Origin of the sequence: Caulobacter hibisci (genome assembly GCF_016135805.1) — a bacterium.
GTDB lineage: Bacteria > Pseudomonadota > Alphaproteobacteria > Caulobacterales > Caulobacteraceae > Caulobacter > Caulobacter hibisci.
Window position 1 is genome coordinate 267556 of sequence record NZ_JADWOX010000003.1, and the last position, 24788, is coordinate 292343.

Genomic DNA, 24788 nt, shown 5'->3' on the forward strand with positions numbered 1-24788 from the left:
CCGGGGTTCCGTCGCCGCGACGGGACTGCTAACCAGCGGCCAAAGATCAAGGAGCGCCGACCCATGGCCGACGATTACGCATTCCCCAAGGGCGAGCTGATGGCGGGCAAGAAGGGCCTCGTCATGGGCGTGGCCAACCACAACTCGATCGCCTGGGGCATCGCCAGCCAGCTGGCCGCCCAGGGCGCCGAGATGGCCTTCACCTACCAGGGCGAAGCGCTGGAGCGCCGCGTGCGCCCGCTGGCCGAGAGCATCGGCGTCAACACCCTGATCCCGGCCGACGTCACCGACGACGCCTCAATGGACGCGGCCTTCGCGGCGATCGAAGAGAAGTTCGGGACCATCGACTTCGTCGTCCACTCGGTGGCCTTCGCCAACAAGGACGAGCTGAAGGGCTCGTTCGTCGACAACACCACCCGCGAGGGCTTCCTGACGGCCCTGAACATCTCGGCCTTCAGCTTCGTCGACGTGGCCAAGCGCGCCGCCAAGATCATGCCGAACGGCGGCTCGCTGATCACCATGACCTATCTGGGGTCGGAGCGGACCATCCCGAACTACAACACCATGGGCGTGGCCAAGGCCGCCCTGGAAGCGGCGACCCGCTACATCGCCCGGGACCTCGGCCCCAAGGGCATCCGCTGCAACGCCATCTCGGCCGGCGCCATGCGCACGCTCGCGCTCGCAGGCATCGCCGGCGGCCGCGGCATGATCGCCCAGGGCCGCGCCTTCAGCGCCATGAAGGAAGACACCTCGATGGAAGGCGTCGCCGGCGCCGCCCTGTGGCTGGTCTCGGACCTGGGCCGCTCGACCACGGGCGAAGTCGTCCACGTCGACGCGGGCTTCCACATGATGGGCATGCCCGACGAAGCCGAGGGCTGATCGCCTTTGGCCTCGGCTGAACGAACCAAGCCCGGCGGAGCGATCCGCCGGGCTTTTTCGTGGGCGTCGACAGTGTTAGCGTACTGGGCATGAGCACGCTGAACATCGCTCTACCCGAGACGCTCCAGGCCTTTGTCGAGGAGCAGGCTTCCGCCCAAGGCTATGAAGGCGAGGCCGATTATGTGCGCGAACTGATCCGTCGTGAGCAGGATCGAGAGACCCTCAGAGCAAAGGTGCTTGAAGGCGCTCAATCGCCTCTCGGCCCCCCTGCCGATGATGCTTATTTCGATGAACTGCGCGCCAGGGCCATAAGAGGCCAGTGACCGCCAAATCGGTCGTCCCTACCGTCAAGGCCAGAGCCGATATCAACGCGGCGTTCGAATGGTATTTGCGGGAAGCGGGATCGTCCGTCGCCGTCGGTTTCGTTGACGCTCTGCAGAACGGCTATCGAGTCATCGCCGCTCGGCCGGCGGCGGGATCGCCACGCTATGCCCACGAACTGAAGTGGCCGGGTCTTCGGACCTGGCCGCTCAGGCGCTATCCGTACCTAGTGCTTTATGTCGAGCAGTCCGATAAAATCGAGGTCTGGCGCGTGCTTCATACCAGACAGGACATACCTGCCTGGATGCGGCGGTAGCTAAGGCGCGTAGGCCCGCATGAACCGCGCCGCGGCGGCGGCGGCCAGGGCGTTGAATTCCGCGGCCGTGCGGTCCGATGGCAGGCGGAGCAGGGCGCGCAGCTGGCTGTGGCCCAGGACCATGCCGGCGAAGAACTCGGCGGCCTGTTCGGCGTCGTCGACGGCCAGGCGGCCGAGCCTGGTCTCGGTCTCCAGGAACGCCGCCAGCTGTCGGCGGGTCTGGCGGGGGCCCGACTCGAACACCTCGTTGGCGACGTCCGGCATCTCGCCCGCGCCCTGGATGATCACCCGCAGCACGGAATAGCCGTTGGTGGTGATCACCGTCTCGAGCATTGAGCGGGCGAAGCCTTCCAGCGCCGCCTGCGGGTTCTCCTCGGCGCCGGGCTCGTTGAGCGGGGCGGTGATGCGGGCCACGCGGCGGGCCATCAGGGCCTTCACCAGCTCGGCCTTGGAGCCGTAGTGGTTGTAGACCGTCTGCTTGGAGACCCCCGCGCGGCGGGCGATCTCCTCCATGGGGGCCGAGAGGCCGCGCTGGCCGATCACCTCGACGGCGGCGTCGAGGATGGCTTCGGTCTTGGCGACGTCGATCTGTCCGGCGATCCTGGGCATCAGTGGGCGTCCGATGGCGGGGGCGGCAGCACCTTGGGCGGGGCGGCAAGCAGGCTGACCACCGAGGCCACGAAGCAGCCGTAGGCCAGCAGGGTGAAGCTGTCGCCGAAGGCCATCACGGTCGACTGCTGGGTCAGCATCTGGCTGATCGCCTTGCGGGCCGCGCCCTCGGGATCGGTGACGCCCAGCTGCTGCATGCGCGCGGCCAGGCCGGCCATCATCGACGAGGTCTCGCCGCCGGCCATCACCTTGGACGACATGTCGTTGAAGTAGAGGGCGGTCTGCTGGGTGATGCTGGTGGCCAGCAACGCCAGGCCGATGGCGCCGCCGGTGTTGCGCGACAGGTTCACGAGGCCGGAGGCGTTCTTGACCATGTGCTGGGGCAGGGTGCTCATCGTGATCTGCTGGGTGGCGATCATCGCGATCATGACCCCGACGCCGCGACAAGCCTGGACCCCGGCGAATTCCCAGAAACCCCAGTTTTTGGTCACGCCATGGGCCATGTACATGCCCCAGCCGGCCAGCAGGAAGCCGATGCACATCGGGATGCGCGGATCGACCTTGCGCACGATGCGGCCGGCGATCGGTCCGGTGGCGAACATCGACAGGCCTGAAACGACCATCGTCGTGCCCACTTCCGAGGCCGAATAGCCTCGCACGCGGCTGAGAAACTGCGGCAGCAGGAAGGTGCCGCCGAACAGGCTGGCGCCCGAGATCGCGGTCATCATCACGCCGATGCTGAAGTTGCGGTTGGCGAAGGCCTTCAGCTCGACGATCGGGTTCTTGTAGGTCAGCTGCCGCCAGATGAAGACCACGCCGGTGACCACGGTGACGACGGTCAGGCCCAGGATCAGGTCGTCCTCGAACCAGCTTTCCTTGGCGCCTTCCTCGAGCACGTACTGCATGCTCATCAGGAAGGCGGCCATGAAGCCCAGACCCGTCCAGTCGAAGCCCTTGGCGAGGCTGGGATCGCCCTTGTCGAAGTCGCCCCACTTGGCGACCGCGAACAGCACCAGAATCCCGGGCGGGACGTTGATGAAGAACAACCAGCGCCAGGACAGCCACTCGGTCAGGTGGCCGCCCAGGGTCGGGCCGACGGTGGGGGCCAGGGTGACGATCAGGCCCATGATGACGCTGGCGGTGATCCGGCGCTCGGGCGGGAAGGCGGTGAAGGCCACGGCGAACACCGTCGGGATCATCGCCCCGCCGATGAAGCCCTGCAGGGCCCGCGTCAGGATCATCATGTCGATCGACGAGGACAGGCCCGTCGCGACGCTCATCAGGATGAAGCCCAGGCACGAGGCCATGTAGACCCGCTGGGTGCCCCACAGCCGCGACAGATATCCCGACAGCGGGATCATCACGACCTCGGGGATCAGGTAGGCGGTCTGGATCCAGCTGACCTGGTCGGCGCTGGCCCCGACGCCGGCCTGGATCTGCGGCAGCGAGGCGGCCACGATCTGGATGTCGAGGATGGCCATGAACTGGCCGATGACCATGGCCCCGAAGCCGAGGAACAGCTTGGTCCAGTCGACCTCGGCCGCCGGTTTGGCGGCGGGCTTGGCGGAAGCGGGGAGGGCGGCGTCGGTCACGACGGCGCGCCCTTAACGGGTCTGCGTTGGTTTGGGGGCCTCCTGGCGGGCGACCTCCGGGCCGGCGCCCGTCGCGCTGGTTTGGGCGGCTTCCGCGAAGGACGGACCCGAGCGGTCGCGGACGTCGACCTTGACCTCGACCGACAGGCCGGGGCGCAGCGCCGCGCCCAGCTGGCTGCGGTCGACGACGATCTTCACCGGCAGGCGCTGAGTGATCTTGGTGAAGTTGCCGACGGCGTTCTCGACCGGGATCAGGGCGAACTCCTGGCCGGTGGCCGGGGCGAAGCTGTCGACCTTGCCGAGGATCTTCTGCTTGCCGAAGGCGTCGGCCTTGATCTCGACCGGCTGGCCGACGCGCAGGCGCGAGACCTGGGTCTCCTTGAAGTTGGCGACCACGAAGCTCTGGCCCAGCGGCACCACCGACATCAGCGACGTGCCCGGCTGCACCAACTGGCCCGGACGCACGCTGCGGGCGCCGACCACGCCGGCGGCGGGGGCGCGGATCACGGTGCGCTCCAGGTCGAGGCGGGCCTGGTCGACGGCGGCGTGGGCGGCGGCGGCCTGGGCGATGGTCTGGGCGCGGGCCGAGCCCAGCGCGCCGGCGGTGCGGCGCTCGGCTTCGAGGGCGGCCTGGGCGCTGGCCACGGCGGCGTCCGACTGCTTGGCGCCGGCCGCTTCGGTCTGGACCTTCTGTTGCGAGACCCAGCCCTGCTTGGCCAGGGAGTCGTAGCGCTGCAGGTCGGCGCGGGCCCGGCCGGCGTCGGCCTGGGCGCTGGTCACGCCCGCCTGGCGCTGCTGGATCAGGGCCTGTTCGAGGATGGCCTTGTCTTCGACGCCCTTGATGGCGGCGTCCAGGGCCTGGGCGTTGGCGATCGCCTGGTCGAGCTTGGCCTGGAAGGTCGAGGGATCGATCTTGGCCAGCACCTGACCGGCCTCGACCCGCTGGTTGTCGGCGACCAGGACCTGGACGATGTAGCCGGTGACTTGCGGGCTGACCGAGACGGTGTCGGCCTGGACGAAGGCGTTGTCGGTGCTCTCGAAGCGCTGCTTGTCGATGTACCAGAACACCCCGCCGACCAGGATGGCCACGCCCGCGACGCCGGCTGCCAGCAGCGGAACCAGCTTCTTCTTCTTCGCCTCGGCCATGGCCTGATCCTGCAGAAAGGAGGGCGTCCGGATGCGGCGACTATTCGCCAGGCGGACGCGACGGGGGATAAATGGACGACTTCGTCCAAAGATCAAGCGCGTAACGCTGTGTCATTGTGCAGCGCCGCATGGTTTATCGAGAGGGTGTTGCGGGCAGCCGCCGCTTTGCCGGCCCAAATCCGTAAAATCCCCGCGAAAGCGGGGACCCAGGCTTTTTCTGAAACCCTCGGTGCTCGACGATAAAACACCTGGGTCCCCGCTTTCGCGGGGATTTTACGGTGAAAGCAGCTCCACCGATCCTTAGGCCGCCTTCTTCTCCGCGATCCAGGCGTCCACCTGCGCCTCCAGCACGTCCAGCGGCACGGCGCCGTTCTTGAGCACCGCGTCGTGGAAGCCGCGGATGTCGAACTTCGGACCCAGGGCCGTCTCGGCCCGGGCCCGCAGCTCGCGGATCTTCAGTTCGCCCAGCTTGTAGGCCAGGGCCTGGCCGGGCCAGGTGATGTAGCGGTCGACCTCGGCCTCGATATTGGTGCGGGTCAGGGCGGTGTTTTCCAGCATGAAGGCGATGGCCTGGTCGCGGGTCCAGCCCTTGGAATGGATGCCGGTGTCGACCACCAGCCGGCAGGCGCGCCACATCTCGTAGGACAGGCGGCCCATGTCCTTCTCGGGGGTGTCGTAGAGGCCCATCTCGATGCCCAGGCGCTCGGAATAGAGCCCCCAGCCCTCGACGAAGGCGGTGAAGAAGGCCGCGTTCTTGCGGAACTCCGGCAGGTCCAGTTCCTGCTGCAGGGCGATCTGGTGGTGATGGCCGGGCACGGCCTCGTGCACCGTCAGGGCCGGCATCTCGTAGAGCGGCCGCTGGTCCAGGTGGGTGGTGTTGACGAAATAGACCCCCGGCGCGCCGGTGCTGGCGAAGCCGGCGTTGTAATAGGCGGTGGTGTTGCCCTCGGCGATCTCGGCGGGGATCTCGCGCACCGTGTAGGGCAGGCGGGGCAGGGTTCCGAACAGCTTGGGCATCCAGCCGTCGATGGTCTTGGCCAGGAAGGTCGCCTCGCGCATCAGCTCGCCTGGGGTCTTGGCGTAGTACTTGGGATCGGTGCGCAGCTTGTCGATGAAGGCCTTGCGGTCCGGGGCGATGCCGCTCTTGCGGGCGACCTCGTCCATCTCGGCGCGGATGCGGGCCACTTCCGAAAGGCCCAACTGGTGGATCTCGTCGGGCGTGCGGGTCGTGGTGGTCATCAGCCGCACCTGGTAGGCATACCAGGCCGGACCCTGGGGCAGGGCGCTGGCGGCGACGGTCGTCCGGCACTTGGGCGCGTAGTCCTTCTCGTAGAAGTCCGACAGCGCCTGGTAGGCGGGATTGATCTTGCCGGTGATCGCCGCCTTGGCCCGGGCCTGCATGGTCGCCCAGTCGGCGTCGCTGATCGTCGAGGGCTTCTTGGCCTTGAACGGCTTGTAGAAGGCCGAGGCCTCCGGATCCTTGGCGATCGAGGCGGTGATCGTCGCCCCGAAGGCCTTCATCGGCGCGCAGGGCTGGACGTAGCCCTTGTTCAGTCCGTCGCGCACCGTGGCGATCGCGGCGGCGTTGTAGGCCGGATAGAGGTCGAGCCGCGTCAGGTAGCTGTCGTAATCGGCCTTGGTGAAGAACGGCAGCATGTCGGGCAGGGCGGCGAAAGACTGGTGCCAGCTGCCGATGCTGGAGAACAGCATGGTGCGCTGGCCAAAGCCGTTGCCCTCGACCTGCTCGGCCAGCATCCGGTGCAGGATGGCCTTGTTGACCCGGTCGGGCTGGGAAAGGCCGGCGTCGGGGATGGCCTCCAGGCGCTTCTGGAAGGCGGCCGCTTCGGCGGCGCGGCGGTCGGCAAAGGCCAGGGACGGATCGTCCAGCTGGTCGTCATAGGTGCGCACGCCCAGCAGGGTGGCTTGCAGCGGCGAGCCCTTCAGCCACCAGGCCCAGTGCTCGTCGATCAGGGTCTTCAGGGCCTGAGCAGCGGGGGAGGGCGCCGCGGCGGCGGCCGGGGTTTGGGCCTGGGCCAGGACCGGCGAAGTCATCGCTCCGGCCAGCACGGCGGCCACGCAGGCCGCGCTCATCAGTTTGCGCATGTCTTCCCCTCCCAGGTCGCCGAGCGACGCGCGCAGACAGCCATGCGCCGGGGGCTCACGCAAGCCACGCCCCCGTTTCGCCATTCGCCGACGTGCACTATGTCTTTTCCGCCCGCAGGAGGAGGACGCATGGCCGTTTCGAGGATCGCCCCCATCGCCGCCCTTCTGGTCGTTCTGGCCGCGCCGGCCCTGGCCCAGGAGCCGACCGTCGAGCTGCAGCCCGCCGATCCCGGCAGCGCGGTGGTCGAGGAACTGCTGGTCGTCGCCCGTCCGCCCGGTCCGGCCCTGTGGCTGGTCGAGAAGAACGGCGCCAAGCTCTATGTGCTCGGCTCGGCCGCGCCCCTGCCGCACCAGCTGAAGTGGGACAGCCCGCGGCTCAACCGCGCCCTCGACCAGGCCGGTCTCGTGCTCTTGCCGCCCGAGGCCTCGGTGGGGCCGATGCAGATCACCAAGTTCATGCTGACCGGTGGCGGCGGGGTGCGGCAGGGCTTCGGCAAGAAGCTGGAAGACCGCCTGCCGCCCGACCTGAAGGCGCGCTTCATCAACGCCCGCACCCAGGCCCGGCGCACGGCCATTCCCTACAAGGACTGGAAGCCGGCGGTGGCGGGTTTCCTGGTGCTGTCGGACTTCCGCCAGGCGGCGGGCCTGTCGGAGGCCAAGCCGGTCAGCACCATCGAGCGGATGGCGAAAGCCAAGGGCGTCAAGGTCAAGGCGATGAGCCAGTATCGCCTGGGGCCCGTGCTGGGCGCGGCCGGCAAGCTGTCGGACGAGGCCAACCTGGCCTGCCTGAAGGACGCCCTCGACGAGGTCGACTACGAGGCCCCGCGCTGGCGCACCCTGGGCCAGGACTGGGCCGACGGCGACATCGCCGCCGTCCGCGCCCGCTATTCCGCCAGCGCCGCCCAGCGCTGCCTGCTGCGCGCGCCCGGCGGGGCTGGCCTGCTTGACGACCAGATCGGCCAGTCGGCCAAGGCGCTGTCGGAGGCGCTGGCGCGTCCGGGCGTGACCGTGGCGGTGGTGGACCTGGCGTTCCTGCTGCCGAGGAATGGCGTGCTGGACCGGCTGCGGGCGCAGGGGGCGACGGTGACGTCGCCGAACTAGCCCTTCTATCCTCTCGTCATTCCCGCCCTTGTGGCGGGAACCTCTCTATCAGCCGCAAGGGCGGATGGGGCGGACCGCCAGCGGTCCGCTTGAGCTTCACTTGCGAGCGGAACTAGGGGTTCCCGCCACAAGGGCGGGAATGACGTGAGAATGAGGATAAGGTAGCGGCCCCTACCCCGCCTTGCCGGTCTCCACATAAGCCTTCAGCCGATCCTGCTGCTCGGCCAGCACCTGGTCGACGGCCGGGGCGATCTTGTCGAGCCCGCCCTTGCGGTAGCCGCCGACGTCGTAGGTCCAGGTCAGGGTGGTCCTGCCGTCGGCTTCGGCCAGGGCCCAGACCAGGTGGCCGCTGGCGCCGGACATCTGCAGCGGACCCAGGCCCCCGAACAGCGTCAGCTGCTTGCCGGGCTGGGCGTTGACCGTGGTCATGTGCAGCACCGAGCCGCCATTGGGCATCTTCTCGCAGAAACACGCCCCCGAGGCCGCGCCCAGCGACAGGTTCGCCGCCGAGCCCGACCAGGTGTGGGACGAATTCCACCACTTCGAAGGCTGCACCAGCGCCGCCCAGACCTCGGCGGCCGGCTTGGCGATGACCACGGCGCGCCGGGTCTCGAACCCGTTCGGCTGGGCGTCGACCACCTCGGCCCGCGCGCCGCCGGCGGCCAGCAGTGTCAGGACGGCGAAAACGGGGGCGGCGAGCTTCATGGCGCGTCTCCGGAAGGGGCGTTCCGGGATCAAGCGCCGCCACGAATTGGCGGGCAAGAAAAAACCCCGCACGGGCGGGGTTTGATCTACGCCGTGAAATGGCTTGGTGTCGCCACGCTCCACGACGGCCCCCGAAGGGGTCTTAGACGCGGATGGCCAAGCCAGAGCCGCTAACGAAACATAAGTAGAATTTCAGAGGTGTTTTGTCAAGTGAGAGAGGCCGAGTCCCACCAGGACACGTCCTCGGATTTCAGACATGGTTTGTCTATCCAACCGGTGAAAGTAGTATTTTCGACTTCCGTCTTCGCGTTTTCCGGTTCGGATGAAATCCAGTCGTTCCAAAGAGACGGTACAAATCATATCGCCCTTTACCCAAAGACCTGAACTCACAAAGCGTTCTGGCAAGGGCGGCTCGATTTCGATCTGGCAGTGATAGGCCATGCGAGGAGCAGGGGCCGTCGTGCTGAGCGGCACAACCGTACAAAGACCCGGCCTGTTGCGGATCTTCGGGCTGATCACGACTACCGGCCGGCGCTTGACCATTTCCGGCACGCGAAAGCCGCCGCCGAAATCGCACATCAGCACTGTTCCGGTGTCCGGATGTTCCCTGAGGCCCACGACAACTCCCTAAGGTCGTTCCGTGGTCAGATTTGAAAGCAACCTCAGGGTGCGAGCAAGAGCGCCCGCTCCCGCCTACGCCTTCTCGAACACCAGCGGGCCGCCCCAAAAGCTCTGCACCAAGCCGTTCTGCGGGCCAGGATGACCCGTCGTCAGGAACACCCGGCCGCCGCCCGTGCCGGGGTCGTACTCGGGATGGCGTTCGAGGTAGCGCTCCAGGGAGTCCGCAGTGGACGCCGGCTGGTGGATCACCGGGGTGCCGGCCGGCAGGGCGGCGCGGAAGATGTCGGCGATGATCTCGTAGTGGGTGCAGCCCAGTACGGCACGGTCGGGATAGCGGCCGATGCGGGTCTTCAGCGCCTGGACATAGCCCTCGACGGCCTTGGCCAGGTCCACCACGCCGGCGTCGGCCTCGATCATCGGCACCAGGTCGGGACAGGGCTGGGAAAACACCGCCAGGTCCTGCTTGCGCTTGTCGATCTCGATCTCGTAGACGCGCGAATTGGTCGTGCCCTGGGTGGAAAACACCCCCAGCACGTCCAGCTGCTCGACCTTGTCGCCGCGGCGCTCGGCCTCGTGCTCCCAGGGCAGGCCGGTGGCAGCCTCGATGGTCGGCACGATGATGCCCAGGATATTGATCGGCCGGCCCAGCGACTTGCGATAGCCCGGCAGCCAGGTCTGCTGCAGCCGGCGAAGGGCGATGGCGCTGGCGGTGTTGCAGGCCAGGACCACCAGGCTGGCGCCGGCCTCGAACAGGCGCTCGCAGCCGGCCCGCGTGAGATCGACGATCTCCTCGCCGGACTTGCCGCCATAGGGTGCGTTGGCCTGGTCGGCCAGATAGACGAAGTCCGCCTGCGGCAGACGCTGCACGAGGGCGCGGTGGACGCTGAGGCCGCCCACGCCGGAGTCGAATACGCCGATGGTCATGGCCTGAGCATTAGCCGCGCCGGGGGCCTCCGTCCATGCGCTCGCGCGGCCGAAAAGACGTCGGCTTTGAAAAGGTTACGGTCCTGTCATGTGACGGGGGCACGGGCATGGCCTAGGGTCCGGCCACACTCAACGGAGAGCCATCCGTGCAACGTCGCACCTTCCTGCTTTCGACCGCCGCGGCCGCCGCCGCGAGCGCCGCCGCGCCCGCCCTTTCCTTCGCCGCGGAGACCAATCCCTTGCTCGCTCCCTGGACCGGCCCGTACGGCGGCGTCCCTGCCTTCGACAAGATGAAGGTCTCCGACCTGACGGCCGCGGTCGACACCGCGATCGCCAGGAACCTGGCCGAGGTCGACGCCATCGCCGCCAACAAGGACAAGCCGACCTTCGCCAACACCATCGCGGCGTTGGAAGACACCGGCCGCACCCTGGCCGACGTCGGCTGCTACTACGGCATCTGGGGCTCGAACATGAGCTCGCCGGAGTACCAGGCCATCGAGCCGGCGATCGACGCCAAGTTCTCGGAGATCGGCGACAAGATCACCCAGAACGCCGCGCTCTTCGCCCGCATCGAGGCGGTCTACAACAGCCCCGAGAAGGCCAAGCTGACGGCTGAGCAGCAGCGTCTGGTCTGGATCTACTATACCAACTTCGTGCGCTCGGGCGCCAAGCTGGCCCCCGCCGCCAAGGCCCGGGTCGCGGCCATCAACACCGAGCTGTCGGGCCTGTTCACCAAGTTCAGCCAGAACCTGCTGGCCGACGAAGAGACCTATATCGAGCTGACCGAAGCCGACCTGGCCGGCCTGCCCGACGCCATCAAGGGCGCGACGGCCTCCAGCGCCGAGCAGCGCAAGCTTCCCGGCAAGAACATCATCGTCAACACGCGCTCCAGCGTGGACCCCTACCTGACCAACTCGCCGGTGCGCGCCACCCGCGAAAAGGTCTGGAAGGCCTTCGTCAACCGCGGCGACAACGGCGGCGCCACCGACAACAACGCCCTGATCGCCAAGATCCTCAAGCTGCGGGCCGAGCGCGCCAAGCTGCTGGGCTTTGCGACCCACGCCCACTGGCGCCTCGAGAACGCCATGGCCAAGACGCCCGACAAGGCCATGGCCCTGATGGAAGCCGTCTGGACCCCGGCCATCGCCCAGGTCGCCAAGGACGTCGCCGACATGCAGGCGATCGTCGACGCCGAAGGCGGCGGCTTCAAGATCGAGCCGTGGGACTATCGCTACTACGCCGAGAAGGTCCGCAAGGCGAAGTACGACCTCGATATGAACGAGGTGAAGCCGTACATGCAGCTGGAGAAGCTGCGCGAGGGCATGTTCTGGGCCGCCGGCCAAGTCTACGGCTTCGAGTTCAAGAAGGTCGACGGCCTGCCCGTCTACCACCCGACCATGACCGTCTACGAGGTCGTCCGCGACGGCAAGCACGTGGGCCTGTGGTACTTCGACCCCTATGCCCGCCAGGGCAAGCGCTCGGGCGCCTGGATGAACGCCTACCGCAACCAGGAGCGCTTCAAGAAGCCGATCTCGACGATCGTCTCCAACAACTCCAACTTCATCGAGGGCAAGCCCGGCGAGCCGGTGCTGATCTCGTGGGACGACGCCAACACCCTGTTCCACGAGTTCGGCCACGCCATCCACGGCCTCAATAGCGACGTCACCTATCCGACCGTCTCGGGCACCAACGTCGCCCGCGACTATGTCGAGTTCCCCAGCCAGCTGAACGAGCACTGGCTGTCGACGCCCGAGGTGCTCAACAAGTTCTGCGTCCACTACAAGACGGGCGAACCGATCCCGCAGGCCCTGGTCGACAAGATCAAGAAGGCCTCGACCTTCAACCAGGGCTTCGACACCACCGAGTACCTGGCCAGCGCCCTGATCGACATGAAGCTGCACCTCGCGGGCGGCGTCGACATCGATCCGGACAAGTTCGAGCGCGAAGAGCTGGCCAAGCTGAACATGCCCAAGGAGATCGTCATGCGGCACCGTACGCCGCAGTTCGGTCACGTGTTCTCGGGCGACGGCTATTCGGCCGGCTACTACAGCTATCTGTGGGCCGACACCCTGACCGCCGACGTCGCCGAGGCCTTCCAGGAGGCGCCGGGCGGCTTCTACGACAAGCCCACCGGCCAGCGCCTGATCAAGACGATCATGTCGAAGGGCAACTCGGTCGATCCGGCAGAGCAGTTCCGCGCCTTCCGCGGCCGCGACGTCAAGATCGGCGCCCTGATGCGCGATCGCGGCTTCCCGGTCCCGCCGGGCGCCTGATCGCTCTCTTGAGCTGAACTGAAGACGCCCCGTCCGGTGAAAGCCGGGCGGGGCGTTTTTCGTTCTGGGCTTTGGAGTGGAGGCAGAAGGTCACCCAAATCCGATCTTCCCCGCGAAGGCGGGGATCCAAGCTGATCTTCAGGGTGAGGCGCTGATCGTGGATCATCCCCGACGCGGCTTGGATCCCCGCCTTCGCGGGGATGCACGGACCAAGTAGTCCAGACTGGAGAAGTATGACCCGCCTCAGCCTTGAAGCGGATACTCCCGCTCCAGCCGGTAGGCCGAGCCTTCCTTGGTCTGCCAGCTGGAATAGAGGCCGAACCGATCGACGCGGAACGGCGGCGAGTGCAGCAGGTTGTGGCGCTGGACCCAGGCGCCGACCTCGGGAACCGTGGCGCGCTTCAGATAGGCCAGGGTGACGTGCGGCAGGTAGCCCCGGGTCTCGGGCTTGAGGCCGACATGGCGGGCGGCGCTTTCATTGGCCTTCTGCAGGCGGCGCAGCAGCGGCTGGTCCTCGACCCCGGCCCAGACGGCGTGCATCTCGACGCCCTCGCCGAAATGGCCCGCGCCCTTCAGCTCCAGGTCGAAGGCCGGAGCCTCGATCTCCGAAAGCGCTTCGTCGAGGTCGGCCGCGTCGGTCTCCTGCACGTCGCCGATGAAGCGCAGCGTGACGTGCAGGGCTTCCAGCGGCCGCCAGTGGGCGCCTTCTATGCCGGACTGGCGAGATTGCAGCGGGCCGCCGATTTCGGGCGGCAGGGCGATCGCGGTGAACAGGCGGATCATGCCGCCAGCCTAGCCGACGAGGCGGCGAGACGTCCATGCAGGTCCGCGCGGACTTCCGCCGAGGAAGACAAACCGATAAGGGCGATGACCACCCCGCTCGCGCCTCGAACGCTCTTCAACCAGGTTCGCCGATGTCCGAAGATCCCGACTACAGCCGCGGTTTCGGCGGCGCCGCCCTGGCCGCGCGGCTGCGGCGGGCGTCCGAACGCCTCGACCGGGACGGCGCCCGGGTCTACGCCGCCCACGGCGTGCGCTTCGAGCAGCGCTGGTACGGCGTGATGCGCCAGCTGGTCGAGCATGGCCGGCCAATGGCGGTGGGCGAGATCGCCGCCATCCTGCACATCACCCACGTCTCGGTCAGCGAGACCAGCCGGTCGATGGAAAAAGCCGGGATCGTCGCCTCGGTCGCCGCCGTCGAGGACGGCCGCCGGCGCCTGCTGGATCTGACCGACGAAGGCAGGACCCTGGCGGCGCGGCTGACACCGCTGTGGAACGCCTTCAACGGCGCCGCCCGCGAGCTCGACGCCGAAGCCGGGGAACTGACCCGCCTGCTCGACCGGCTGGACGACGCTCTGGACGAGCGCTCGATGTTCGATCGGATCATGGCCCGGACGGAGACCGACCAGGAACCCGATTGACATATCCGTAGGCGCCTACATAGATTCCGGCGAACGGAGATCGTCGATTATGACCCCCTCGCGCCGCGCCCTGCTGGGCGCCCTGCCCGTCCTGGCCTGCCTGCCCCGATCCGCCTTCGCGGCGCCCTCGGCGGCGGCTCTCTATCGTGACGCCGTCGTGATCAACGGCAACCTGATGCTGCCCATCGACGACGAGAAGCCGCTGGACAAGGAAACCCGCGACCTCATCCGGGCCTCGGGGCTGACGGCGGCCAAGATGACGATCGGTGGTTCGGGCGGCGAGACGCGGGCCGAGGTGGTCGAAAGCATCGCCGGCTTCGACAAGGCCGTCGCCCTCAATCCCGACCTCTACATGAAGATCACCGGCCCGGCCGACTTCGCCCGCGCCAAGGCCTCGGGCCGGCTGGGCGTGATCTATTCGTTCGAGGCGGCCGAGATGCTGGAGGGCGACCTGGCCGCCATCGACCAGTTCCGCGGCCTCGGCGTGCTGATCATGGGCCTCAGCTACAATCGCACCACGCCGTTCGCCTCGGGCACGATGTCGCCGCAGTCCATGGGCCTCACCGCCCTGGGCCGCCAAGCGGTCGAGCGGATGAACGCCAAAGGCGTGACCGTCGACGTCAGCCACAGCGACGAGACATCGAGCCTCGCCGCCATCGAGGCCTCGACCAAGCCGGTGCTGATCACCCATGCCGGCAGCAGCGCCGTGCACGCCCACCCGCGCAACAAGTCCGACACGCTGATGCGCGCCCTGGCCAAGCGGGGCGGGGTGATCGGGATATACGAGCTCAGCTACCTGACGACCGCGCCGGCCCAGCCTTCGCTGGAGGTCTATCTGGCCCACCTGACCCACGCCCTGAAGGTCTGCGGCGAGGACCATGTCGGCATCGGCAGCGACGCCCTGCTGTGGCCCTTCGACACTTCGCCCGAAAGCCTGGCCGAGTGGAACAAGAGCCTGGAACAGCGCAAGGCCGCCGGCGTCGCCGCCCCGGGCGAAGGCCCGCCGCCGTTCGTCACCGAACTGAACCGGCCCGATCGCTGCGCGGTCATCGCCGACGCGCTCTGCAAGAAGGGCTATTCCAGTCGGACGGTGGAGAAGGTGCTCGGCGGCAATTTCCGGCGGGTCTTCAACGAGACGTGGACCGCCTGAGACGCGCCTAGTCCTCTTCGCCGAAGTCCTCTTCGGACGGCCCCTCGGGCTCGCCCACCAGGTTCGGCGGATCGGCCAGGACGACGCGTTCGGCCAGCTTCACCTCGGGCGCGGCGGCGCGGGTGAAGGGCAGGTACCAGGTCTGTCCACCCAGGGGCGGGATGATCTCGAGCAGGTCGCCAGCCCCGAAATCCTGGACGCTCTTGATCTTGCCCAGGTCCTCGCCGGTGGCGATGTGGCGCACGGCCAGGCCGATCAGGTCGGTGAGGTAGAACTCGTCCTCGTCAGGCTCGGGCAGGGCCGAGCGCGGGACGAACAGCTTGAGGCCGCGCAGGGCGTCGGCGGCCTCCTTGGTGGTGATCTCCGCGCAGCGGCAGATCAGGCCGTCCTTGACCGGACGGGCGGAGGCGAGGCTCAGGGCGACCCCGCCGTCCTGGCGCAGGAGCCGCTTGAAGCCCTTCAGGGCCATCGGCTCTTCGGTATAGGTCGAGATCCGAACCTCGCCGCGCACGCCAAAGCCGCCGGCCACGCGGCCGACCAGGATCAACGGGTCATCGGGAGAGATGGGCATCGACGGGAAACTTTCCGGACGAAGCCGGGAGGCGTTTGTAGAGAAGAGAAACCCTCGTCCTTCGACAAGCTCAGGGTGAGGGTTTCTATAGTGACGCCGGCTATGGTCCTCACCCTGAGCTTGTCGAAGGGCGAGGACCACGCAGAACGCCGGAAGGGATTAGCCTTCCGAAGCTTCTTCGGCCGGGGCCTCGGCGGCCGGGGCTTCTTCAGCGGCGGCTTCTTCGACCGGAGCCGGAGCAGCGGCGGCTTCGGCGGCCGCGGCGGCGGCGGCTTCAGCGGCGGCCTTGGCGTCTTCCTTGGCCTGGGCTTCGGCGGCGGCGCGCTCTTCTTCGCGCTGGGCGCGCTCGGCGGTGCGTTCCTTGGCCTTCTTGCCCGGCTCGCCCTTGTTCGGGTTGTTGCCGGCGGTCCAGGTCGACAGGCCTTGGGCGGCCAGGAAGCGCGCGACGCGGTCGGTCGGCTGGGCGCCCTTCTTGAGCCACTCCTGGATCGACTCGACCTTCAGGGTCACGCGAGCCGGGTCGTCCTTCTTGAGGAGCGGGTTGTAGGTGCCGACCTTCTCGATGAAGCGGCCATCGCGGGGCGAGTGGCTGTCAGCGATGACGATCGAGTAGTACGGGCGCTTCTTGGCGCCGCCACGGGCGAGACGGATCTTCAGCATTTTCGTTAGTCCTTGGATCTAAAGCTATTTTTTCTTGAACGGATTGAAGCCGGGCGGCAGGCCGCCCAGGCCGGAGAGCGGGTTGGCCCCGCCCCCGAGGCCCGGCAGACCGGGCAGCCCCGAGAGGCCTTGGCCTCCCGTCGCATTGGGATCGGCGGCGGGCATCTTGCCGCCGCCGAGGGATTTCAGACGGGCCGCGTCGCCGCCGCCGAGCATGCCGGCCATGCGGGCCAGGCCCTTGCCGCCGTCCTTGGACATGGCCTTGAACATGTCGGCCATCTGGCGGTGCTGCTTGAGCAGGCGATTGACCTCGGCCACGTCGACGCCGGCGCCGGCCGCGATGCGGCGCTTGCGCGAGGCGGCCAGCACGTCGGGCTTCTTGCGCTCCAGCTTGGTCATCGAGCTGATGATCGCCTGCTGGCGGCGGAAGATGCTGTCGTCGATGCCGCTTTCGGCGATCTGCTTCTTGACCTTCTGGACGCCCGGCAGGAGGCCCATGATGCCTTCCATGCCGCCCATCTTCTGCATCTGGGACAGCTGGGCCGACAGGTCGTTGAGGTCGAACTGGCCCTTGGCCAGCTTCTTGGCCATGCGCTCGGCTTCGGCCTGGTCGAGGTCGGCGGCAGCCTTCTCGACCAGCGCGACGACGTCGCCCTGGCCCAGGATCCGGCCGGCGACGCGACGGGCGTCGAAGACGTCGAGCTGGTCGATCTTCTCGCCGGCGCCAAGGAACTTGATCGGCAGGCCGGTGACGTGGCGCATCGACAGCGCGGCGCCGCCGCGGCCATCGCCATCGGCGCGGGTCAGGATCAGGCCGGTCAGCGGCAGGCGCTCGTGGAAGGCCTTGGCCGTGCGCACGGCGTCCTGGCCGGTCAGGCTGTCGGCGACCAGCAGGGTCTCGGACGGATTGGCGATGCGGGCGATTTCCGCCGCTTCGCTCATCATCGCCTCGTCCAGCGTGGTGCGGCCGGCGGTGTCGAGGATCAGGACGTCGTAGCCGCTGAGGCGGGCGGCCGTCATGGCGCGCTTGGCGATGTCCGTGGCGCTCTGGCCGGCGACGATCGGCAGGCTCTCGACGCCGACCTGCTGGGCCAGGGTCGCCAGCTGCTCCATGGCCGCCGGGCGGCGGGTGTCGAGCGAGGCGACCAGCACCTTCTTGCGCTCGGTCTTGCTCAGACGCAGCGCCAGCTTGCCGGTCGTGGTGGTCTTGCCCGAGCCCTGCAGGCCGGCCATCAGGATGATGGTCGGCGGGTTCAGGGCCAGGTTCAGCCCGGTGGGAACCTCCCCGCCCAGCATCTCGACCAGGCCGTCATAGACGATCTTGACCACCTGGTCGGCCGGCTTGACCGAACGGATGACCGCTTCGCCGCCGGCGCTTTCCTTGGCCTTGGCGATGAAGTCCTTGACCACCGGCAGGGCGACGTCGGCTTCCAGCAGGGCGACGCGGACTTCGCGCAGGGCTTCGTCGATGTCCTTTTCGGACAGCACGCCGCGACCGCCGAGGCGGTCGAAGACCCCTGAAAGTCGCTCTGTAAGGCCGTCGAACATGTCGAACCCTGGTTAAAACTACAGACCAAACGCAATCAGCCCCCGTGGACGATAACGTCGACGGGGGTCCTCGCCGTCCTCGTCCGCGTGGGATCCCGGGCTACCGGGGCGGGGTCGTGACGGTGGAGGCGCTGCTGATGAAGCGCCGGAAGCGAGCGCTTATGCGGGAGGACTGTGGAAAAGGCAAGGATTTCGAGTCGATTGCGGGGTTGCGGCCGGGAAGACACGATGCGAGTGGAACCGCGCGGCCAAGGGTCGGCCAGGCTTTGCCTTTCCGCCTGCGGAGGATTATGGGCTCATTGAACGCGTTCGACGGGATGCGGTCAGGGATTGGGGTCCCGTTTCTGGTCTGATCGCAAGGACTCCATGTCGACCAAGCTCCTGCCCGCCCTGCTGGCGGCCGCCGCCTTCATCCTGCCCGCCAGCGCCCTGGCCCAGGCCCTGCCCTACAAGGACATCGAAGCCCCCTCGACCTGGGAGGTCGATGTCGGCGGCGGTCCCGTCTATGGCTTCAGCCCCGGCGGCAAGGATCCGCACAAGACCAACTTCACCCTCTGGGGCAGCGCCACCTGGAAGGACAAGGTCTACGCCAACGGCCTCGACGGCCTGGGCTACAATGTCGTCAAGCAGGACGACCTGCGGGCCGGCGTGCAGCTGCGCCCGCGCTGGGGCGGCCCCGACGACAGCTCCAGCGGCATCGAGAGCCCCGACACCGGCGCGGACCTAGCGCTCTACGCCTACAAGCGCACCTGGAAGGACTGGGTGGTCGGCGGCCGCGTCGGCCATGACGTCACCGGCGTGTCCGATGGCTGGGACGTCTGGGGCTCGGTCTCGCGCCAGGACGTCACGCCCGTGGGCCTGCTGCAATCGATGCTCTACGCCCGCGGCGGGGACAAGAAAACCAACCGCACCTTCTACGGCGTGTCAGCCAAGGACGTGGCGGCCGTGCCGAGCCTCATGCAATACGAGCCCAAGGCCGGCCTGAACCAGGTGGGTCTGGCCTTCCTGATGATGACCCCGATCGGCGACAAGTACGCGGTCGGCACCTTCGCCAACTACGAACGCATCCTGGGCGAAGCCGCCGACAGCCCGCTGATCGAGCGCTTCGGACAGCAGGACGAATACCGCGGCGGCCTGATCGTGGTGCGGCGGTTCATCGGGCGGTAGGGCGCGCAGAGCGTCGCTCTCGCTCCCTTCATTCTCATCCTTGTGGGGAGAAACCCTCTGTCAGCCGCAGGGGCGGGTGGGGCGGACTGCCGAGCAGTCCGCTGGCGCTGCAGGTGCGAGCGGAACCAGGGGGTCCCGCCACAGGGGCGGGAATGACGGGAAAAGCAGAGACTCAGTGCAGCCCGCGCAGCAGGTCGATGCGGCGCATGGCCTTGCCCGGCAGTTGCGACATCCGGCCCAGCGGCAGGGCCTCGGCGACTTGGCGCACGCCCCAGGCGGCCGAGCGAACGAAGGTGGCCGGGGAGGGCGCGCCGTAGAAGCCGAACACCACGGTCTGGCGGGCGTTGGAGAGCTCGCGCTTGAAGCGGTAGTCCCCGGTGCCGAGGTCGAGCCGGGTATAGGGGCCGCCGTCCATGCTTTTCAGGATGTCCTGGAACAGCAGCAGGCCGGGCGAATAGCGGTCGAACTTGGCGTTGTGGGCGATCAGCCAGCCGTGGATCGTATGGGCCCCGCGAAGATGCAGGTGCACGGCCGCCAGCTCGTCGCCGAAATGAAGGGTGTAGAGACCGCCGCCGAAATCCGCGTCGCGGCGGGCGAACAGGTCGTCGACCAGGCGGCCGACCCAGTCGGTCTTGAAGAGGTCGGTCTGGCCGGTGGCCAGCAATTGCTCGCGCTTCCAGGCGATCAGCTGGTCGAAGTCGACGCGGCTGTCCGACATGGCGGTAAAGCGGGTCGGACCGACCTCGCGCTCGACCTTGCGGCGCTTCTTGTCGATGTCCTTGAGCACGCCCACCCCAGACGTCTTGCGGTCGGCGGCATAGGCGTCGTAGCCGGCGGAGACGTCGACGATCCACGAGTCGGCCTGGCCGCGGCCGTGGCGGGCCAGGGTCTCGTCATCGGCCAGCATGTGGCAGAAATCCAGGCGCTGGGCCTTCAGGGCGGCCAGCAGCCGGCGCGGGTCGACCGCCACGTCGGGGGTCGAGACCAGGGCCTGATAGTCGCACATCGGCGCGCCGGCCGGCATGGCCACGCCCGCCTTCACCCGCACGGGCAGATAGGCCAGGGCGTGGCCGTCGTCGTCGCGGATGATGGCCACCTTCACCCGCTCGCCCTTTTCGCCCTGGGCCGTGGCGACGGCCTTGGCCCATTCGGGAGACAGGAAAGGAGAGTCGAGACGGGGCTGCAGCGCCTGGAGGGCGATCCAGCGCTGGCCGTCCTCCGGCGATAACTGCAGGGCCTGGATGACGTCGATCTTCACGGGCGCCCCCCGAGCGCTGATCCGGACCTTCGAAAAAGGTCAGCCCGGATCATGACGCCCAGAGATTGCGTTCCGGTTTACATCGCCCAACCTTGGGCTTGCCGCGTCAATCCATCAGTTTGCGGGTCAGATACGTGTATTCCAGCGACACCCGGCGGGCGGTCTCGGCCAGGTTGGCGCTGGCCGCGTGGCCGCCGTCGACGTTCTCGTAGTACAGCACCGGATAGCCCAGGGCCTCGAGCTTGGCCGCCGCCTTGCGGGCGTGGGCGGGGTGGACGCGGTCGTCCTTGGTCGAGGTCTCGATGAACACCTCGGGGTACTTCTGGCCGGCCTTGAGGTTCTGGTAGGGCGAGTACTTCTCGATCACCGCCAGGTCGGACGGGATCTGCGGATCGCCATATTCGCCCATCCACGACGAGCCCGCGCCGATCTGGCTGTAGCGGACCATGTCGAACAGCGGCACCTGGATGACGATGGCGTTGTAGAGCTCCGGACGCTGGGTCAGGGCCACGCCCATCAGCAGGCCGCCGTTCGATCCGCCCATGACGCCCAGGCGACGCGGCGAGGTGATCTTGCGGGCGATCAGGTCCTCGGAGACCGCGAAGAAGTCGTCATAGACCCGCTGGCGGTTGGCCTTCAGGCCCTGCTCGTGCCAGCTGGGGCCGAACTCGCCGCCGCCTCGGATGTTGGCCACGACATAGGCCCCGCCGCGCTCGAGCCACAACTTGCCGGTGGTCGCCGAGTAGCCCGGCGTCATCGAGGCCTGGAAGCCGCCATAGGCGTAGAGCAGGGTCGGGGTCGAGCCGTCGTACTTGATGCCCTTGGGGCGGACCAGGAAGTACGGGATCTTGGTGCCGTCCTTCGAGGTGGCCTCGAACTGCTCGACCACGTGGGTCGAGGCGTCGAACTTGGCCGGGGCGGCCTTGACCTGGTCGAGCTTGCCGGTGGCCGCGTCGGCCAGCCAGTAGGTGGTCGGGGTCAGGTAGCCGGTCACGCTGACGAACAGGCGGTCGTCCTTGTCGGAGGCCGAACCGAGGCTGACCGTCGAATTGGCCGGCAGGGCCAGCTTGGTCCGACCCCAGGCGCCGCCCTTGAAGTCGTAGGCGTAGGCCGCGCCCTTGACGTTCTCGAACAGGGCCACGACCAGCCGGTCGCGGGTGGCGGTGACGCCCTGGACGGACTCGCGCGCGGTCGGATGCAGGATCAGGGTAGCCTTGGCCTTCGTGGCGTCGGCCTTCAGCGCGGCGAGGTCGAAGGCGGCCAGGTCACCGGTCTTCAGGCCCTGCTCGGCCCAGTCCTGCTCGACGCTGAACACCAGCTGACCCTTGACCAGGGCCTGGATCGACGACTTCAGCGGGAAGGGCAGCTTCACCGTCTTGTCGCCGACCACCAGGTGGGTCTCGGCGTTGAAGGTGTCGAGCGGGCGCAGCACGAACACCGCCTGCACCACGCCGTCATGATCGCGCAGGGCGAAGGGAGAGACGCCATAGCCGCCGTCGTCCTTGGCGCCGCGGTAGATCTCCTTGGCGGCCGCCAGGGGCTGACCGCGTTTGACCAGCTTGACCACGTAGGGATAGCCCGAGGTCGTGACCTCGCCGGGCGTCCAGTCGGTGGCGACGATCAGGGTGTCCTTGTCCAGCCAGTCGATGCGGTGCTTGCCCTCGGGCAGGGTGAAGCCGCCCTCGACGAAGGTCTTGGCGACGGTGTCGTACTCGCGCACGACCACCGCGTCCTTGCCGCCGTTCGACAGCGAGACCAGGCAATACCGGCTTTCCGGGGCCAGGCAGTCGGCGCCTTTCCAGACCCAGTTCTTGCCCTCGGCCTTGGCCAGGGCGTCGAGGTCGAGGATGGTTTCCCACACCGGCTCGGCCGTGCGGTAGCTGACGAGGCTGGTGCGCCGCCAGACGCCGCGCACGTGGTCGGCGTCCTGCCAGTAGTTCCGAAGGTCGGCGTCGGCGATGAACGACACGCCCGGGATGCGGTCCTTGGCGTTGACGATGGCCAGGGCCGAGGCGTGCAGGCCGGCGTAGCGCGGGTCGTTCTGCAGGATCGGCAGGCTGCGGTCGTTCTGCGCCTTGGCCCAGTCGAGCGCGCGCTGGCCCTCGATCTCCTCCATCCAGAGGTAGGGATCGTCCTTGCCCAGTTCGGTCAGCGGCGTGCGGGGCGCGGTGTCGGCAGGGGCGGCGTGGGCTGAAACGGTCATCAGGCTCGATGCGGCGAAGAGGGCGAGAACAAGCTTACGCATTTAGTGATCCATCAGCTGGCGCGACAGGTAGGTGTAGTGCAGCGCCCAGCGCTTGGCGTTGGCGGCCGGGTCTGCGCCGTTGGCGTGACCGCCGTCGGTGTTCTCATAGTAGAGGTAGGGCTGGCCCAGATCGCCGAGCCGCGCGGCGAACTTGCGGGCGTGGCCGGGATGGACGCGGTCGTCCTTGGTCGAGGTGGTGATGTAGGCCAGCGGGTATTTCACCCCGGCCTTGAGGTTCTGGTAGGGGCTGTAGCGCTCGATCCAGGCGCGTTCGGCCGGGATGGCCGGATCGCCATACTCGCCGATCCACGAGGCCCCGGCCGGCAGCTGGGTGTAGCGGATCATGTCCAGCAGCGGGCTTTCGACCACCACCGCGTTCCACAGGTCGGGCCGCTGGGTCAGGGCCACGCCCATCAGCAGGCCGCCGTTGGAGCGACCGTAGGCGCCTAGGTAGCGCGGGCTGGTGACCTTGGTGGCGATCAGGTCCTCGGCGACGGCGAAGTAGTCCTCGTAGGCCCGTTGGCGGTTGGCCTTCAGCGCCGCCTCGTGCCAGGCCGGACCGAACTCGCCGCCGCCGCGGATGTTGGCCACCGCGTAGCTGCCGCCGCGCTCGAGCCACAGCTTGCCGACCAGCGGGTCGTAGACCGGCAGCTTCGACAGCTGGAAGCCGCCGTAGGCGTGCAGCAAGGTCGGGGCAGAGCCGTCAGGCTTGGCGCCCTTCTGGCTGACCAGGAAGTAGGGGATCTTCGTGCCGTCCTTCGAGATGGCTTCCTTCTGCTCGACCTGCAGCTTGGAGGCGTCGAAGCGCGCGGGCAGGGTTTTGACCGTATCGGCGCCGGCCTTGGGGTTGAACGCATTGGCCAGCTTCAGTTGCGTGGGCGTCACGAAACCTTCGACTGAATAGAACAGCTGGTCGCCCTCGTCGGCGGTGGCGACGATCGAGACGGCGGCATTGTCGATCACCGGCAAGGTCGCGCCGTCCCAGCCCCATTCGCCGCGATCGCTGAAGCTGCGCAGGCCGCCGCGGACATTGTCGTAAATCACCGCCACCACGCGGTGGTCGGTCACCGCCACCTGGTCGATCGACTGGCGCGGCCCGGGCGCGAAGATCTGGCAGGGATTGCAGTCGTTGCTGATGACCAAGTCGCTGGTCTTGGGCGGCAGCAGCCGCTCGGGATTGACGGCGACCAAGGCGCCGGCCGGGAACACGCGCGGCGCGGCGTTCGGCGCGAACCTGTAGCTCCAGTCCTCCTCGACCGTCAGGATCAGTTCGCCGCCGATCATGCCGCGGATCGACGAGCGTTCTGGGATCGGCAGCGGGGTCGCCTTACCGGCATCGTCCAGCAGGAAAGTCTTGGTGTGGAAGAAGTCGGTGGCCCGCTCGATCAGCACCACGCGGTTGCCGGCCGCGTCGCGCAGAACGTGCGGACGGGCGCTGACGTCGGCCTTCTCGCCGCGGAACACCTCGACGGCCTGGTCGAGACCCTGGGCGCGCTTGAGGGTCTTCACCACCATGCCGTAGCCGCTGTCGGTGGTCGTACCGGCGCCCCAGTCTCGGGTCAGGATCAGGGTGTCGGCGTCCAGCCAGTCGACGGTCTGCTTGCTCTCGGGCAGCACGAAGCCGTCCCTGACGAAGCTCTTGGTCGTCAGGTCGAATTCGCGCACCTCGACGGCGTCCTTGCCGCCGTTGGACAGATTCACCAGGCAGCGGTCATGGGTCTTGGGCCTGCAGTCGGCGCCCTTCCAGATCCAGTTCTTGCCTTCCGCCTTGGCCAGGGCGTCCAGGTCGATGACCGTCTCCCACTTCGGGTCGGCCGAGCGGTAGCTTTCCAGGCTGGTGCGGCGCCAGACGCCGCGCACGTGGTCGGCGTCCTGCCAGAAGTTGAACACCGTGGTCCCGACGAAGCTGGGGGCGGCGATACGGTCCTTGGCGGCCAGCAATTTCAGCGCCGCGTCGTGCAGGCCCTGGTAGCGCTTGTCGCCGGTCAGGACGGGCAGGGTCTTGGCGTTCTCGCCCTGCACCCAGGCCAGCGAGGACGGCGTCTCGACGCCCTCCAGGGCCAGATGCGGATCCTCCTGGGCGCGGACGGGGCCGCCGGCGAGGAGGGCGAGGACCAGGACGGCGGGCGAAACGGAGCGGAGCGTCAGCATGGCGGGGGACGTTAATGCCATTCCCGG

22 protein-coding genes and 1 pseudogene are annotated in these 24788 nt (G+C 67.9%); 8 read left to right on the forward strand and 15 right to left on the reverse strand.

What is annotated here, in order from left to right; genetic code table 11:
- The first annotated feature begins 63 nt into the window (after window positions 1–63).
- From I4Q42_RS07350 to I4Q42_RS07360, 3 genes are all read left to right on the forward strand, one after another.
- Window positions 64–879, forward strand: a complete 816-nt coding sequence (locus I4Q42_RS07350) for an enoyl-ACP reductase FabI (RefSeq protein ID WP_198575403.1) — start codon at window positions 64–66, stop codon at window positions 877–879.
- Window positions 880–968: 89 nt separating this feature from the next.
- Window positions 969–1202 carry a ribbon-helix-helix domain-containing protein gene (locus tag I4Q42_RS07355; protein ID WP_198575404.1) on the forward strand — a complete coding sequence of 78 codons (234 nt, stop codon included), beginning with the start codon at window positions 969–971 and terminating at the stop codon, window positions 1200–1202.
- A complete protein-coding gene (locus tag I4Q42_RS07360) occupies window positions 1199–1516 on the forward strand; it encodes a type II toxin-antitoxin system RelE/ParE family toxin (RefSeq protein ID WP_198575405.1) in 318 nt (105 codons plus the stop codon). The genes I4Q42_RS07355 and I4Q42_RS07360 overlap by 4 nt, the downstream gene beginning before the upstream one ends.
- Here I4Q42_RS07360 and I4Q42_RS07365 read toward each other — a convergent pair whose 3' ends face one another.
- The 4 genes from I4Q42_RS07365 to I4Q42_RS07380 form a co-directional block, all read right to left on the reverse strand.
- On the reverse strand, window positions 1517–2125 hold the full coding sequence (locus I4Q42_RS07365; protein WP_198575406.1) for a TetR/AcrR family transcriptional regulator: 609 nt from the start codon (window positions 2123–2125) through the stop codon (window positions 1517–1519).
- A complete protein-coding gene (locus I4Q42_RS07370) occupies window positions 2125–3717 on the reverse strand; it encodes a DHA2 family efflux MFS transporter permease subunit (RefSeq protein WP_198575407.1) in 1593 nt (530 codons plus the stop codon). Before I4Q42_RS07370 ends, I4Q42_RS07365 begins: the two co-directional genes overlap by 1 nt.
- 12 nt (window positions 3718–3729) lie before the next feature.
- On the reverse strand, window positions 3730–4863 hold the full coding sequence (locus I4Q42_RS07375) for an HlyD family secretion protein (protein ID WP_198575408.1): 1134 nt from the start codon (window positions 4861–4863) through the stop codon (window positions 3730–3732).
- Between the two features lie 300 nt (window positions 4864–5163).
- Window positions 5164–6966 (reverse strand): DUF885 domain-containing protein, encoded by a 1803-nt coding sequence (locus I4Q42_RS07380; protein WP_232792936.1) that lies wholly within the window; start codon window positions 6964–6966, stop codon window positions 5164–5166.
- A 129-nt stretch (window positions 6967–7095) separates the two neighbouring features.
- Here I4Q42_RS07380 and I4Q42_RS07385 point away from each other — a divergent pair, with 129 nt between their 5' ends.
- Window positions 7096–8067 (forward strand): TraB/GumN family protein, encoded by a 972-nt coding sequence (locus I4Q42_RS07385; protein WP_198575409.1) that lies wholly within the window; start codon window positions 7096–7098, stop codon window positions 8065–8067.
- A gap of 171 nt (window positions 8068–8238) precedes the next feature.
- On the opposite strand, the gene I4Q42_RS07390 is transcribed toward I4Q42_RS07385, so the two are convergent.
- From I4Q42_RS07390 to I4Q42_RS07400, 3 genes are all read right to left on the reverse strand, one after another.
- On the reverse strand, window positions 8239–8772 hold the full coding sequence (locus I4Q42_RS07390) for an SRPBCC family protein (protein ID WP_198575410.1): 534 nt from the start codon (window positions 8770–8772) through the stop codon (window positions 8239–8241).
- 192 nt (window positions 8773–8964) lie between these two features.
- Window positions 8965–9390 carry a type II toxin-antitoxin system PemK/MazF family toxin gene (locus I4Q42_RS07395; protein ID WP_198575411.1) on the reverse strand — a complete coding sequence of 142 codons (426 nt, stop codon included), beginning with the start codon at window positions 9388–9390 and terminating at the stop codon, window positions 8965–8967.
- A gap of 75 nt (window positions 9391–9465) precedes the next feature.
- Window positions 9466–10317: a glutamate racemase gene (locus tag I4Q42_RS07400; RefSeq protein WP_198575412.1), complete on the reverse strand. Its 852-nt coding sequence runs from the start codon at window positions 10315–10317 to the stop codon at window positions 9466–9468.
- 146 nt (window positions 10318–10463) lie between these two features.
- Between I4Q42_RS07400 and I4Q42_RS07405 the strand changes: the two genes are divergently transcribed.
- Entirely contained in the window at window positions 10464–12590 is a 2127-nt protein-coding gene (locus I4Q42_RS07405) for a M3 family metallopeptidase (protein ID WP_198575413.1), read from the forward strand.
- Between the two features lie 243 nt (window positions 12591–12833).
- On the opposite strand, the gene thpR is transcribed toward I4Q42_RS07405, so the two are convergent.
- Window positions 12834–13373, reverse strand: coding sequence for an RNA 2',3'-cyclic phosphodiesterase (gene thpR, locus I4Q42_RS07410; protein ID WP_198575414.1), 540 nt, complete (start codon window positions 13371–13373; stop codon window positions 12834–12836).
- Between the two features lie 131 nt (window positions 13374–13504).
- Between thpR and I4Q42_RS07415 the strand changes: the two genes are divergently transcribed.
- Window positions 13505–14011 (forward strand): MarR family winged helix-turn-helix transcriptional regulator, encoded by a 507-nt coding sequence (locus I4Q42_RS07415; protein WP_198575415.1) that lies wholly within the window; start codon window positions 13505–13507, stop codon window positions 14009–14011.
- Between the two features lie 49 nt (window positions 14012–14060).
- The gene (locus I4Q42_RS07420) at window positions 14061–15161 is read left to right on the forward strand and encodes a dipeptidase (RefSeq protein WP_198575416.1); all 1101 of its coding nucleotides are present in this window, start codon (window positions 14061–14063) and stop codon (window positions 15159–15161) included.
- A gap of 7 nt (window positions 15162–15168) precedes the next feature.
- Here I4Q42_RS07420 and rimM read toward each other — a convergent pair whose 3' ends face one another.
- From rimM to ffh, 4 genes and pseudogenes are all read right to left on the reverse strand, one after another.
- Window positions 15169–15732, reverse strand: a complete 564-nt coding sequence (gene rimM / locus I4Q42_RS07425; protein ID WP_198575492.1) for a ribosome maturation factor RimM — start codon at window positions 15730–15732, stop codon at window positions 15169–15171.
- A 48-nt stretch (window positions 15733–15780) separates the two neighbouring features.
- A pseudogene (locus I4Q42_RS25925) lies at window positions 15781–15873 on the reverse strand (hypothetical protein); the annotation flags it as partial.
- An 18-nt stretch (window positions 15874–15891) separates the two neighbouring features.
- Complete coding sequence (gene rpsP / locus I4Q42_RS07430) at window positions 15892–16392, reverse strand: 30S ribosomal protein S16 (protein WP_198575417.1); 501 nt, start codon at window positions 16390–16392, stop codon at window positions 15892–15894.
- 24 nt (window positions 16393–16416) lie between these two features.
- Window positions 16417–17940: a signal recognition particle protein gene (ffh, locus tag I4Q42_RS07435; RefSeq protein WP_198575418.1), complete on the reverse strand. Its 1524-nt coding sequence runs from the start codon at window positions 17938–17940 to the stop codon at window positions 16417–16419.
- Window positions 17941–18306: 366 nt separating this feature from the next.
- Between ffh and I4Q42_RS07440 the strand changes: the two genes are divergently transcribed.
- The gene (locus tag I4Q42_RS07440; protein WP_198575419.1) at window positions 18307–19107 is read left to right on the forward strand and encodes a MipA/OmpV family protein; all 801 of its coding nucleotides are present in this window, start codon (window positions 18307–18309) and stop codon (window positions 19105–19107) included.
- Window positions 19108–19279: 172 nt separating this feature from the next.
- On the opposite strand, the gene I4Q42_RS07445 is transcribed toward I4Q42_RS07440, so the two are convergent.
- The 3 genes from I4Q42_RS07445 to I4Q42_RS07455 all read right to left on the reverse strand — a co-directional run bounded on the left by I4Q42_RS07445 (window position 19280) and on the right by I4Q42_RS07455 (window position 24782).
- A complete protein-coding gene (locus I4Q42_RS07445; RefSeq protein WP_198575420.1) occupies window positions 19280–20365 on the reverse strand; it encodes a GNAT family N-acetyltransferase in 1086 nt (361 codons plus the stop codon).
- A 106-nt stretch (window positions 20366–20471) separates the two neighbouring features.
- On the reverse strand, window positions 20472–22610 hold the full coding sequence (locus tag I4Q42_RS07450) for a prolyl oligopeptidase family serine peptidase (protein ID WP_198575421.1): 2139 nt from the start codon (window positions 22608–22610) through the stop codon (window positions 20472–20474).
- Window positions 22611–24782, reverse strand: coding sequence for a prolyl oligopeptidase family serine peptidase (locus I4Q42_RS07455; protein WP_232792937.1), 2172 nt, complete (start codon window positions 24780–24782; stop codon window positions 22611–22613).
- Between the last annotated feature and the right edge of the window lie 6 nt (window positions 24783–24788).